The 12,217-nt window shown below is 70.9% G+C and carries 12 protein-coding genes; 8 read left to right on the top strand and 4 right to left on the bottom strand.

Annotation, left to right across the window (positions count from 1 at the left end):
- Positions 1-90 precede the first annotated feature (90 nt).
- Both OG776_RS36350 and OG776_RS36345 read right to left on the bottom strand, forming a co-directional pair.
- Positions 91-2,862, bottom strand: coding sequence for a fascin domain-containing protein (locus tag OG776_RS36350; RefSeq protein ID WP_148011458.1), 2,772 nt, complete (start codon positions 2,860-2,862; stop codon positions 91-93).
- Positions 2,863-3,614: 752 nt separating this feature from the next.
- A complete protein-coding gene (locus OG776_RS36345; protein ID WP_261994725.1) occupies positions 3,615-3,986 on the bottom strand; it encodes a transcriptional regulator in 372 nt (123 codons plus the stop codon).
- Between the two features lie 352 nt (positions 3,987-4,338).
- Here OG776_RS36345 and OG776_RS36340 point away from each other — a divergent pair, with 352 nt between their 5' ends.
- The 8 genes from OG776_RS36340 to OG776_RS36305 all read left to right on the top strand — a co-directional run bounded on the left by OG776_RS36340 (position 4,339) and on the right by OG776_RS36305 (position 10,778).
- Positions 4,339-4,695 carry a helix-turn-helix domain-containing protein gene (locus OG776_RS36340; RefSeq protein WP_148011460.1) on the top strand — a complete coding sequence of 119 codons (357 nt, stop codon included), beginning with the start codon at positions 4,339-4,341 and terminating at the stop codon, positions 4,693-4,695.
- Positions 4,692-5,303: an RNA polymerase sigma factor gene (locus OG776_RS36335; protein ID WP_148011461.1), complete on the top strand. Its 612-nt coding sequence runs from the start codon at positions 4,692-4,694 to the stop codon at positions 5,301-5,303. Before OG776_RS36340 ends, OG776_RS36335 begins: the two co-directional genes overlap by 4 nt.
- Positions 5,300-6,325, top strand: coding sequence for a BN159_2729 family protein (locus tag OG776_RS36330; protein ID WP_148011462.1), 1,026 nt, complete (start codon positions 5,300-5,302; stop codon positions 6,323-6,325). Before OG776_RS36335 ends, OG776_RS36330 begins: the two co-directional genes overlap by 4 nt.
- A 191-nt stretch (positions 6,326-6,516) precedes the next feature.
- The gene (locus OG776_RS36325; protein ID WP_148011463.1) at positions 6,517-6,774 is read left to right on the top strand and encodes a hypothetical protein; all 258 of its coding nucleotides are present in this window, start codon (positions 6,517-6,519) and stop codon (positions 6,772-6,774) included.
- 658 nt (positions 6,775-7,432) lie between these two features.
- Positions 7,433-7,645 carry a hypothetical protein gene (locus tag OG776_RS36320; protein ID WP_148011464.1) on the top strand — a complete coding sequence of 71 codons (213 nt, stop codon included), beginning with the start codon at positions 7,433-7,435 and terminating at the stop codon, positions 7,643-7,645.
- A gap of 179 nt (positions 7,646-7,824) precedes the next feature.
- Complete coding sequence (locus OG776_RS36315; RefSeq protein WP_329323194.1) at positions 7,825-9,750, top strand: hypothetical protein; 1,926 nt, start codon at positions 7,825-7,827, stop codon at positions 9,748-9,750.
- 33 nt (positions 9,751-9,783) lie between these two features.
- On the top strand, positions 9,784-10,464 hold the full coding sequence (locus OG776_RS36310) for a hypothetical protein (RefSeq protein WP_329323193.1): 681 nt from the start codon (positions 9,784-9,786) through the stop codon (positions 10,462-10,464).
- Positions 10,465-10,550: 86 nt separating this feature from the next.
- Positions 10,551-10,778, top strand: a complete 228-nt coding sequence (locus OG776_RS36305; protein ID WP_148011466.1) for a hypothetical protein — start codon at positions 10,551-10,553, stop codon at positions 10,776-10,778.
- Positions 10,779-10,823: 45 nt separating this feature from the next.
- On the opposite strand, the gene OG776_RS36300 is transcribed toward OG776_RS36305, so the two are convergent.
- Positions 10,824-11,174, bottom strand: a complete 351-nt coding sequence (locus OG776_RS36300) for a helix-turn-helix domain-containing protein (RefSeq protein WP_261994727.1) — start codon at positions 11,172-11,174, stop codon at positions 10,824-10,826.
- Between the two features lie 272 nt (positions 11,175-11,446).
- Entirely contained in the window at positions 11,447-12,205 is a 759-nt protein-coding gene (locus OG776_RS36295; protein WP_148011546.1) for a copper homeostasis protein CutC, read from the bottom strand.
- Between the last annotated feature and the right edge of the window lie 12 nt (positions 12,206-12,217).

The following is a 12,217-nucleotide window of genomic DNA, read 5'->3' as shown; positions in this document are numbered from 1 at the left end:
CGTCAAGGGACCACGCGTCAACGGATCGCGCTCGGGCCCGGCGGGATCGCCGGGCCCGGCCGGTCGCGTGCGCGGCCGGTCGCGCCGAGGTCAGTCGTTGATCAGGTCGAATTCCTCCCAGGGTCCGATCGCCGTGCGGTTGGCGATCAGCGGATCGGCGCCCGCGCTCTCGGCGGTGACGTAGTTGCCGTTGACCAGGGACTTGAGGCTGACGCTTCCGTCGCCGTTGTGGACCAGCTGGAACTGCTCCCAGGTACCCACGGCGTCCACCTTGGCCAGCAGCGGGTCGGCGCCGGCGTTGTCGGCGGTGACGTACTTGTTGTTGGCGTGCGCGCGGAGCGCGACGGAGCCGTTGCCCTGGTCGATCAGGTCGAACTGCTCCCAGGGGCCGATGGCGGTGCGGCTGGCGATCAGCGGATCGGCGCCGCCGTTGTCGGCCGTGACGTAGTCGCCGTTGGCGTGGGCCTTCAGGGAGACCACGGAGCCGTTGCCGGGTGTGCCGCCGCCGCTGCCGTCGAGGCCGATCTGTACGGTGCCCAGATGTCTGGCGGTGGTCGCCGGGGACCCGGAGACCTGTGCGTACGGCAGCGCGGTGGTGGGGGCCGCGACCTGCTCGACCAGGTAGGACTGGCCGGAGACGACCGGCACGTTGAAGGTACCGGCGGTGGTGGAGGGGACCACCACCGCGCCGCCGGAGCCGTTGACGACCTGGACCGCCTTGCCGGGCCAGGGGGTGCGGACCTTCATGGTCCCCGACGAACCGGCCCGGATGGCCACGGTGACCGGGCTGCCGCCCTGCACCTGCACGCTCACCTTGGAGTTCCCCTGCACCGCGACGGTGCCGCTGACGTCCCAGCCGGAAGGCCAGGCCGGGGCGATCCGGAGGGTGCCGTCGTAGTCCTGTACGAGTGCCTCGTCGAGCGCGGTGGCCACACCGGCGACCTGCTCGATGTAGCCCTCGGTGCCGACGGTGCTGCCCAGGTCCGCCAGTCCGTTGATATAGACCTGGTGAGCCTGGGTGATGGCGGCCAGCCGGGAGGCGACCTCACCGGCCATGCCGAGGCGCGCGGCGTGGATCGCGTCCATGTTCCAGTCGTTGCCCGCGCCGTAGAACACCCGGTGGTTGTAGGTGCGCACCGCGAGGTCGTGCAGCGGGCCGGGGTCGTCCGTGACGAGGTTGAACGGCCACACCGGCTCCAGGTCGATGTTCTCGCCGTTCCTGATCGTCGCCGTCGGCTGGTAGGACCAGGCGATGACGTCGTTGCCGGCGGAGTCCGCCGACGGCGGCAGGACCTGGGTGTGGCCGTAGTCCGTACGCGCCCACGGCGGGATCTGGCCGAGCGCGGTGGTGAGTTGGGACTGCAGGGAGGTGTCGGTGTTCAGCAGCTTCGCGGCGCTGACCACGGCGGGGAACAGCGCGGCGTCGGCGGCGAGGTCGGTGGTCGGGTCCTGCACCGCCCACTGTGTCTCGTGCGCGTTCGCCACCGCGTGCAGTTTCCCGTCGGATCCCACTTTCTGGTACGCCAGCAGGAAGGTCGCCGAGTCCCGCATCAACGGGTAGTACGTGCGCAGGAAGTCCAGGTCACCGGTGTACTGGTACTGCTGCCACACGTAGAGGCTGATCTCCGCGCCGGAGGTGACGTTGAGGGCGTTCCAGTTGGGGCTCCCGGGCCGGCTGCAGGCCGCGTTGGCGCCGGGCGACGGGTCGCCGCCGTTGCCGTTGAACCGCATGACCTCCGGCACGCAGGCCCCCGCCAGTCCGCCCATCTGCTGTTTCGTCCAGGCCTCGATGGCCGGCAGATTGTTCTGGTAGAGGTTGAAGATCGGGATGTTGAGGGCGAAGTTGGCACTGCTCATGTTCGCCGAGATCTGCGTGCGCAGATTCCACAGCCACGTCGCCGACGGCGTCCAGTTCTGGTGGTCCTGACCGAAGTTGAACATGTCGGCGACGCCCGCTTGGCTGCCGGGGACGGCGCCCCGCATCGAGGCGGCCTCCATGAACAGATAGATCGTGCGCAGCGACTCCATGTACGGGGCCTGGCCGTCGGCCGAGTTGGCCACCAACAGTCCACTGTCGGCCCAGTAGTTCGCCCACCAGGACTGCTGGGTGGACAACAGGGCGGACTCCGCCGCGCCGGGGTCCGAGCCCAGCAGCGCGGAGGCGGTGCTGCCGGCATTGCCACCGGTCCAGGTGGGTGCGCCCGCGATCACCCGGAACGAACCGTCGGCGTTGGGCGTGAAGTTCACCTTCACCTGTGTGCCGCCCACGACCTGGGCCGAGACGTTCCGGCCACCCGCGCTCAGTGCGGCCAGTGATCCGAAGGTCCGCCCGGAACTGCCGGCTTCCTGGTTGTCCACCCATGTCTCGGCCAGCGTGCCGATCGCTCCCGAGGCCGCCGCCTGCGGACTGCGCCCGGACCAGAGGCCGACCGTGGCGGACTGGGCGGTGCCGGGATCGGCTCCGGTGACGTCCACCACCAGTTCGTCCTTCGTGGCCGACACCCACGCCTTGAGCGTCATGCCGCCGCCGGACTCGTTCAGCACCCCGGTGTACAGGTCGAGGTAGCCCTTGAAGTCCGCGGCGCCGGTCAGCTTCGACAGACCGGGAATGGTCACCTGCCCGGGCGACTTGCGGCCCGGCAGGGTGTCGGAGCGGTTGAGCTGCGCGGTGAATCCGTTCGCCGCCCACACGGCGGCGCCGAGCGAGCCGTTGCCGAGCGGGAGCGACTGCGCACCGGTCGGGTTCGGTTTGCCGAGCACGATGTCGGAGCGGCGGACCACGTTCGGTGTGTCCACATGGAAACTGCCGTTCTGCCAGGCCGTGGTGGCGGTGACGGCCGCGGCCGCGGCCGGCTGCGCCACTGTCGGAACGAGGAGCCCGGCCGTCAGGAACGCGGCAGCTGCTCCAGCTAATGATCGGATCATTCTGAGACGCCGAGCGGTGTGGTGCCGTTGCAGCATGATCGCTCCTAATGCGCGGCATACGCGGCGCATGCGGGAAAGTGAGCGGAAGAATGCGGGAGTTGGCGAAGCACACAGTGGACGCTCGGGCGAGAACATGTCAAGAGAATGGATACGAAGACATCCGATGTGTGAGAGGGCCTCGACGAGCCGACAGGAGGGAGCCTCACAGAGCGGCGGGAGGGCGGCCGGGACCGACGAGAGCGACGGTGCCGGGACCGCCGGCGCCGTGTCGTGCCGGCCATCGCTCTCCTCGGCGACGTGTCGGGCCGTCCGCACCCGGGCCATGCGCCGCCACCGCCGGTGCGTACCCCGCTCGACGGCCAGGGCGGAATCCTCACGACCCGACGTGGTTCCCGGGCACCGGGGCCGCCTTCGACGGGGAGGCACGGTCCGCGTGTTCTTCGTCGACCCTCAGGAGTGCGAGGGGGCGGGCAACCTCGACGCTCCGGCAGGGCGCCCGCGTGCCGCCGTCACGGCGGATCCGCCGCGGGCCGTGGAGGAACCGACGGACCCGCCGGCGGTCCTCGCCCGGACAGTGGGGACCGCCCCTCCCCGACTCAGCACATCCGCCCCGCCCCGGCTCCGGGGGTTCCGGACCGGCCGCCTCGATCAGTGCCACGGGGCGGTCGGCCCGGACTCGGGCCGTATCGTCACGCGCCTCCGACGACCGCCCGCAGTTCGTCCGACGCGTCGAGCTCCTCCTGGAGCCGGATGGCCTGCACGATGGTCCCGCTGAGCGTCTTGCGGATGATCGGATCCGTGATCCCCCACGCGTCCATGGCCTCGTCGGGGGAGAGCGGCGCCGAGGCCGCCTCACGGTTCATGTCCTGGGGCCCTCTCTGCTCGGGAATGTGACCAGTCTCCACCAGCAGCCTCCGGTGATCGAGATCGAGGACCGTCGCCCACATCGTCAGCTGTGAGGGCAGCGGCAGGGTCTTTCCGTCCAGCGTCCGGCTGATGGTGGTCAGGCTCAGGCCGGTCAGGGCCGCCAGTTGAGCCCGGCCACCCTGTCTCGGCCGCACGTCGTACCCGGCCGCGGTCGCGACCGTCGTGAGATACGCACCGGCCCGGCGTGCCTGCGCCTGCCGCCCGGACAGACTTGGTGGGGGGGAGGTTGCCCGACTCCCATGGGGGGGATCTTCCATGCTCCGCATCTTTGGAGGGTAGCGCGCATGCATGTCAGTGCATGCCGGTTGCACGCGTGCACCTTTGCAGGTCAAAGCCTAGATCGATATACCCGCAGGCCACTTCGCAGATCTCGCATTTGTGTGCGAATCAAAATGCCCTTGCGTCACTATCGTCTGGCAACTTGCATATGTTGCGTGCGTGTGGGTTAGCCACACGCACGCATGTCTCTGAGGGGGTTCTCTGACCATGCTCCGCCTCCACATGGCCAAGCTCCTGGTGAAGGCCAGGGAGTTCGGCGACGAGAGCGTCACCGACGTGGCGCAGCGCACCGGCATCAGCCGGTCGACGCTCCACCGGCTCGCGGCCGGCACGAAACAGCCGAGCCTCGCCACCCTCTGGACGCTGCGCGGCGCCTACGGAGTCCGCCTCGACACCCTCGTCTACGACGACCCGCGTGCCCTGCGGTCCACCCCCGTCCGTCCGGTGCGCGCGGACGGCCGGCCCGGCGCGGGTCCCGCTCCACGCCCGGCCGCCCGAGCGACCTCCGCGCACCGCGAGCCCACCACCCCGTACCCACTCCACGATCCGGGAGCAGACCATTGACCACCCAGACCCGTACCGCGACCGGCCCCCGCACCACGGAGGTTCAGGTCCCCGGGGAGCCGGCTCTCATCACCCGTGCCCGGCAGGGCGATCCCGACGCGTTCGGCGAGTTGTACCGGCTGCATCGCGACGTGATCGCGGCGTTCATCAGACAGCGGGCCAGATCCAACGCCGCCCTGACCGAAGACCTCACCTCGGACGTCTTCGTCAAGGCGTGGAACAAGATCGCCACGTTCCGCTGGAACGGCACACCCATCCGCGCCTGGTTGTGCACCATCGCCCGCAACGTGGTCGCCGACCATTTCCGGGGCGCCTCCACGCGGCACCTCACTTTCGTCGACCAGATCACCCTGGTCGGCGACCTCTGGACCCCTCCGGTCAACACCGCCGAGGACACCGTCCTCAGCACCTTGGACATCGACGATCTGCACGACGTCCTCTCGGACATCACGCCACGTCAGCAGGCCGTCATCCGGCTCCGCTTCCTGGGAGAGATGTCCATCGTCGAAACCGCCCGCACGCTGGGCACCACCACCGGAGCCGTCAAGACCCTCCAATGGCGCGCACTGAACTCATTGCGCAAGGCCTGCACGGGAGCCACAGCATGACCGCCACCCCCGAGAACCACACCGACATCGAGGAACTCACCAGACGTCTGGGCCGGTTGGCCCACACCTTCATCGCCGAACTCGACGCCCTGGGCCGCCTGGTCGACACGGGCGGCGCCCTCCCTCTCGGATCACCGGACCAACGAGACCGGCCACAAACCGACTTCGCCCCCGCGACCGCCGCGCCTCAGCCCGTTCCCTCCGAGCCCACGGCGGCGGAGCGGGCGCTCACCCAGCTCGCCACCGGACCGGCGCGCCCGCCCGCACCGCGCCGGGCTCCCACGGACGCCGCCGACGTGCGACCCGCCGGCGACTCCTGGATCCCCCACCCCCCGATCGTCGCACTCCGGGGCACGATGGTCCTCCCCCGTGCCGACCGGCGGACTCCCGTCGCCGACGGCACCGCTCACCCGCACGGGATTCCGGGCGGCACGCCCCACCCGTCCCCCACCGAGCAACCGGCCACGACCGCCGCACGGGACGACACCGGCGAAACCGGCGACGGGACGGCACACCACGAACACGCCGCCCGCTGGGAGGTCGTCAACCGGACGGCCGCCACCGCGGACCGGCTCAGGGCCGCGCACGCCCACCGCCTCGAACTCACCCACATCGCCTCGGACGACGAACGCGTCACCGTCCAGATCCGCGCCCTCGCGCTCGAGGACTGGGAGTACTGGCTCACCGCCGTCGGCGCGCCACCCGCCGCGCACACCCACCGCAGCGGGGAGGCCCAGGTCGCCTCCGGAGAGATCGACGAAGTCGGCATCCACCTCACCGCACACGGTGTCCCCCGCCTGCTCGAGCAAGCCGTCCGGACCGCCGAGATCCCCTACTGCCTCGGCGGCCGCGTCTACGACCTGGCCCTCGACCACAGCGACCGCCACGGCCAGAGATGGCACTACCTGGGTCACTGCCAAGAGGACGAGACCCCTCTCCTCACCCTTCACGGCACCGACGGCCCCCACTACCCGTTCCCCTCCGTGGTGACCGCCAACGGCCCGCTCGTCCCCACCGCGTAGAGCCGCGCCCCTCCCCGTCCGGCTGTGCCGACCCACCGCCGGCACACGCCTCCGGCGACGGCACGTGTGACGTGTGTGCCGTGTGCCGTGTGCCGTGTGCCGTGTGACCGCACAGGAGCGGGCCCGGATCTCCTCGTGTGTCACTCAGGTACGGCGGGTCACGAATTCCGCTCCGTCGAGAGGCTGTTCACGTGCTCTTCGTACAGGGATCGTCGGTGACCGCCGTGGTGCGCGGCGGTGTCGGAGAACCGGTGATCTTCCTCCCCGGGACATCGCGTCCGGCTGCCTGGGACCCGGGCTGGACCGACGTGCTCAAGGCGGCGCACGTCGTCCTGAACGCCACGGAACTGCAGTGCCTGCGGGCCGCCATGCTCACCTTCGGCACCTGGCTTCCCGATTCCTACGTGGTCGCCGAAGGGGACATCCTCGCGGTCTACCGGTTCCGGTGACCTCCGGAGCGCGACGGACGACCCACTCCCGCGCCGGGGACACTCCCGTGGAGCAGGCGGACCGGTGAAGCGGGCGTGACCGGGCGCGCCCCGGCCGAGCCCGGGTTCTACGCGCGTCCGCGACCCGGCCGGCCACCGGGCGGTCGAATCCGTGGACGGCGCAACGCCCCAGCGGTCGACGCCAGTTCGGGATTCGACGCCCGTTCGGGGACGCACGGGTGCGCCGGTCCGGACGGACCCCCGCTCCGACCAGGCACTTCGCGGGCCGTCCCGCGGTGACACTCCGTCACGACCAGAACAGGCGCACGACTTTGAACGAATGTCGGGTATGGAGGGTTTGCGCAAGGCGCCCGCCTTCCATTACCGTCCAGGACCTCCGGACAGAACGTCCTGAGTCTCTGGACGGCAGAACGCGAACACACCAGCGTGTTCCCTTTCGTGGATCTGCCGTTCAGGACCTCGCCGGCCGGGGCGCCCCACGCCCCGGCCGGCGAGAGCAGGCGACTTGTCCGGACCCGGGCACGGGAGCGGACCGGCGAACCGCCGGCCAGGCGGCCTCGTCGGTCGGACCCGCGGGGGGATCGATCCGCGGGAGTGACTTCCGAGTCAGCGACCCGCTTCCGTGCCGCAGACACCTACATCTATGAAGGGTATCCAAATGAACATCAGTCAGCTCGAGGCCGAGACCGCCGAACTCCTGCCCGGCCGCGAGGCGCTGGCCCGGTTCTCGTTCAACCTCACCAGGATGACCTCCGTCTCGAAGAAGGTGGCGAACCTGGACGCCCACAACGAGTCCGCGGCCGTGAACCAGTTCTCGCCGCTCGCCGTCGCGCAGTCCCAGGCTTCGCAGGCCATCAGCGTTCACCAGTAGCACGCCGACGTTGCGGGGCGGGTCTCTCCGCCCCGCCCCGCAACGCCCCCGAGCCACCGTCGACATCGGCTCGGCCGGGGGCATCCGGTGCCGAGGCTCCCGCCGCCTCTCCCACGCCTCGCGAAGGGGCGGACAGAAGCCACGTACACACCAGGCGCCAGTCGCGCCGTGGAGAAGTGATGACGCCGCCCACTGAACACGACATCCCGCAGGGCCGAACGGGAACGCGCCCGGCCCCCGGCGATGCCGCGCCCGCCACGACCACCGGGACCGTATGGCTCCCGGAGTCGTTCACCACCGCTCCGGAGGACGGCGCATCCGGCATCCCCGCGTCGGTGAGCGCCCCACCCGTTCCCCATCTCACCCACGGGCTGCGGACCCTCGGCGAATACCAGGGTTCGGGTTTCACCGACCGCAGATACGTCGTCCGCCGGGGCGACGGCCAGGTCCTCCTGCTCTCCCGCCTGCTCTACCTCGTCGTCAGCTCCATCGACGGCACCCGCGACACGGAGACCATCTCCCATCGTGTCTGCGGCCGGTACGGCTCCGAGGTCACCGCCGAGAACATCGCGTACCTCGTCGACAACAGACTCACCCCCCTCGGAGTGACCGTCCCGCTGGGCCGGCCGGCCCAGGAGTGCGAGAAGGCGCCCAGGTCGGATCTCCTGCTGTCCCTGCGCGGGCACCGGGTGATCTTCAACGAGGCACGGGTGGCCCGTATCGCCTCGGCGCTCAGCTGGCTGCACCGGCCGTGGATCGTGGCTCTCGCCCTGGCGGGCACCGCTGCCGTCGACATCTGGCTCTTCGCGGTCCACGGGGCCATGACTCCCCTGTTGCAGGTGCTGGAGCAACCCCTGTGGATGCTCGCGGTGTTCCTGCTCACCGTCGCCTCGCTCCTCTTCCACGAGTTCGGCCATGCCTCAGCCTGCAGATACAGCGGGGCCGTCCCGGGGAAGATCGGGTGCGGCATCTATCTGATCTGGCCTGCCCTCTACACCGACGTCACCGACGTCTACCGGATCAACAGAGGGGGGCGGCTGCGCACCGGCCTGGGCGGCGTCTACTTCAACGCCGTCTTCATGCTCGTTCTCGCCGCCTGCTATCTCCTCACCGATCAGCCCTTCTTCCTGGCCTCCGTCTACCTCGCGCACTTCGAGATCCTGGAACAGCTGATGCCGGCCCTGCGGCTGGACGGCTACTACATCCTCGGCGACCTGGCCGGTGTCCCCGATCTGTTCGGCAAGGTCAAGCCGATCCTGCTGAGCCTGCTCCCCGGTCGCGCACCCGCCGAGACCGTGGGACTCAAACGCTCCGCACGCACCATCGTCGCCACCTGGGTGCTGACGATGATTCCGCTGCTGATCGCCGAGGCGGCCTACGCACTGTGGAATCTCCCACGCATCGTCACGACCGCTTTCCGTGGCCTCGTCGACCAGTCGCTCGGCACGATCGACGCATTCGGCGCGGGCCACCCGGCCGCGGGCACCGTCGGCGTCATCGGGGCCCTGATGCTCGCATGTCCCATGGTCGGCGGCGCCTATCTCATCGGGAGGGTGCTGGTACGACTGGTCCGGGCGGCCCTCAAGGCGACCCAGGGCAAGCCCGCGCTGCGGCTCGCCCTGGGAGCCGCGAGCTGCGTCGGGGTCTGCGCTCTCGCCGCGGCCTGGTGGCAGGGCATGACGCCCGAGCCGCTTCCCCGCTCGGCGCCGGCGGCCCCTCTCCTGCAGCCCGGAGTCCCCCGGACCGGAGCCACGGAGAGCGCGCACGCCCCTCGTCCGACCGGCAGTCCGGCCGCGCCGCCTTCCCCGGACCCGCTTCCCGTCAGGCACCCCGGCGCCATCACCGCGGGCAACGGTCCCGAGACCGTCGGGACATCAGCCCCGCCGACCGGCACTGCCGGCGCCCACCCCGGAACACCACCGCCGTCCACCGCGCGCACGACGTCCTCCCCGTCGGCCCCGCACGTCTCACCCCCGGGCGCCACCTCCACGGTCACGCCCTCCACCAGTCCGACGGCCTCGGCATCCGCGTCCTCCGCACCACCCTCCGTGACCGCTTCACCGTCGACCACCGCACCGACGTCGGCGAGCCCCGGCCCGTCCTGACCCAGGGCCACCGCACCATCCCAGGAGAGGTACATGAATCACCGCAAGCCGCACACCGGCACCGTCGCCAAAACGGCCGTGAGCCTCAGCATGGCCGCCGGCGCCGGCCTCGCCATGACCACCAGTACGGCGTCCGCCGCCACCGGACTCGGCATCTCCCACGACGTCGCGACCGCCGTGGACCTGGCACACAGCCGCGCCGACCGTACCCATGTGCGTCAGTTCGACGAGACCTTCCGGGTCCACGAGTACGGTCCGTCCGTCGCCGTGACGGCCAACAACCGTGCCACGGCGGAGTCCGTCGCCTGCTCTCCGCACGCTCCGTGCCGCTCGATCGCCCTGTCCTTCCAGATCGTCACCACCTCCGGCCGCAACGCCCGGCTCATCAACACCACCAACATCAGCCGGGCGCTCAACGAACACTGCGCCGGCTGCGAGACGTTCGCCGGGTCCTACCAGTTCGTCGTCGCCACCCCACGAGCGTTCACCCTGAGCGGCCGGGCCCGCGACGAACTCGCCGGCCTGGGCCGACGCGCCGCGGCCCTGCGGTCGTCGAGCCTGCCGGTCGACCGGATCAGGCAGTACGCCGACGAACTCGCCCGTGAGGTCAAGACCGTCCTGGACCGGGAGGCGGCACGCGCTCCTCGGGGCGGCGGCAGCGACCCCCTGGCCGACTTCGATCCCACGGTGACGATGCATCGCCACGTCCGCTAGCCCGGCCCGGCAGTCCGGGGCCGCGAACTCCCTTCGCAGCCCCGGGCCGTCCGGTCGACCCGCCCTCCCAGAAACGGCACGGACGCATGTACTCCACTCCACCCTTCGCCGCTGACGCCTCCCCCCGCACGGCCGGCGTCTTCCTCGCGGGCCAGGCGCACCGCATGCTTCTGTACGCCGCTCTCGACGCAGCCGGGGTCGCGCTGCAGATCGGTGACGTACGGGCCGTCTTCGACATCGCCGAACTCGACCACGTCACGGTCCAGACGGTCGTCACCTGGATCGCCGTGGCGGGAAGGCCGGTTGACGGATGAAGGGTGTCCGGTCGGTCCCGGTGGACCGGCGTACGCGCACCTGGCCTATTCCGCCTGCTCCTCCTGGAGCAACGACTCTATGAGCACCGCCACATGGCGACGGTCCTTCGGAGTCAGCTTGTGCACACTCGCGATCAGGATCTCCACCTCGGGATCCGTGGTCTCGGGGGCGTTCTCGAAGTACAGGTTGACGCCCGCGGCCTCGGCGGCGGCCCGCTGCACCGGGCCCACCGGTACGCCCAACCCCTTGGCGAGGCCCTCCAAGGTCGTCTGCTGCGGCAGCTGCGCCAGCCGCACCGAGGTGGCCAGATGGTGGACCGTCGAGCGGGAGATCCCGCCACGGCGCGCCACATCGCTGTAGGACCAGCCGTTCTGGTCCAACTTGCGTTTGATCATTTCCTGCAGTGTGTTGGGCACCGCCGAAACTTCCTGTCGGGGCGAGGGTCAGCCTGCCGACGAGTCTAACGGGATCGCGCGGGGTCGCTCGGCACCGTTCTCCGTTCGCTCCCCTCCGCCACCCCGGCGGTACGAGCGGTCCGGAGGGACCGGCCTTCCGGGGCACGGCCGGACCCACCGGCGGACAATGCCCCCGCCCGACTCCGCGATACGAGGCGGACCATGGACTCGACGGGCTCCCCGGGGAAGAGCGGTCGGTGAGTCCGGGTCCCTCAGGCCGCCGTCCGCGGCTCCAGCATCCTCCTGGCCTCGGCGACCACGGCCGGGTCGGTGACGAAGTGGGTGTCCTGATCGGCGGACGCGCTGGACGCGCCGAGGGGGATCCACGCTGCCCCGCGCCGGGGTTCGGCCCGGCGCTTCGCCGAGAGGTGGACGGCCGCCACACCGGTGGCGGTCAGCGCCGGGATGTCCGCGGGGCGTACCCCGCCGCCCGCCATGACCTGCACGCCGGGCGCGGCCTCGACCATGGCGGCGAGGCGGTCCAGTCCCTGCCCGGCGGCCGGGGCGCCGCCGGAGGTGAGCACCCGGGTGAGTCCCAGCGCGGGCAACAGCGCGGCGGTGGCGACCGGATCCGAGGACAGGTCGATCGCGCGGTGCAGTGTCACCTCGACCGGGCGGCCGGTGTCGTGAGCCGCCGCCGCGAGACGGGCGACGGCCTCGGTGTCGAGGCAGCCGTCGGCGGTGAGCGCGCCGATCACCACACCGGAGGCGCCGGAGACGATCACGGATCGCACCTCGGCGGCCATCAGGGCGGTCTCCTCGGCGTCGTGGACGAAGTCGCCCGGTCGGCAGCGGACCAGTACCTGGACCGGCAGGCCCACGGCGGCGACCGCCTCCACCAGGGCGGCCGACGGGGTCAGACCGCCCAGCTCCAGACCGGTGCAGAGTTCGACGCGATCGGCTCCGTGGTCGAGGGCGGTCCGGGCTCCGGCCGGTGAGGTGACGGCGATCTCCAGAGCGGGCCGCCGCACGGGTCCCGCCGG

It is taken from the genome of Streptomyces sp. NBC_01689, assembly GCF_036250675.1.
In the GTDB taxonomy this organism is placed as follows: Bacteria; Actinomycetota; Actinomycetes; order Streptomycetales; family Streptomycetaceae; genus Streptomyces.
This window is presented reverse-complemented; position numbering and strand designations above follow the sequence as displayed.

Excerpts from the sequence above, each read along its gene's own strand:
- OG776_RS36330 (WP_148011462.1), top strand. The coding sequence starts at position 5,300 with ATGACCGCCACCCCCGAGAACCACACCGACATCGAGGAACTCACCAGA.
- OG776_RS36305 (WP_148011466.1), top strand. The coding sequence starts at position 10,551 with ATGTACTCCACTCCACCCTTCGCCGCTGACGCCTCCCCCCGCACGGCC.
- OG776_RS36315 (WP_329323194.1), top strand. The coding sequence starts at position 7,825 with ATGACGCCGCCCACTGAACACGACATCCCGCAGGGCCGAACGGGAACG.
- OG776_RS36300 (WP_261994727.1), bottom strand. The coding sequence starts at position 11,174 with ATGATCAAACGCAAGTTGGACCAGAACGGCTGGTCCTACAGCGATGTG.
- OG776_RS36320 (WP_148011464.1), top strand. The coding sequence starts at position 7,433 with ATGAACATCAGTCAGCTCGAGGCCGAGACCGCCGAACTCCTGCCCGGC.
- OG776_RS36340 (WP_148011460.1), top strand. The coding sequence starts at position 4,339 with ATGCTCCGCCTCCACATGGCCAAGCTCCTGGTGAAGGCCAGGGAGTTC.
- OG776_RS36310 (WP_329323193.1), top strand. The coding sequence starts at position 9,784 with ATGAATCACCGCAAGCCGCACACCGGCACCGTCGCCAAAACGGCCGTG.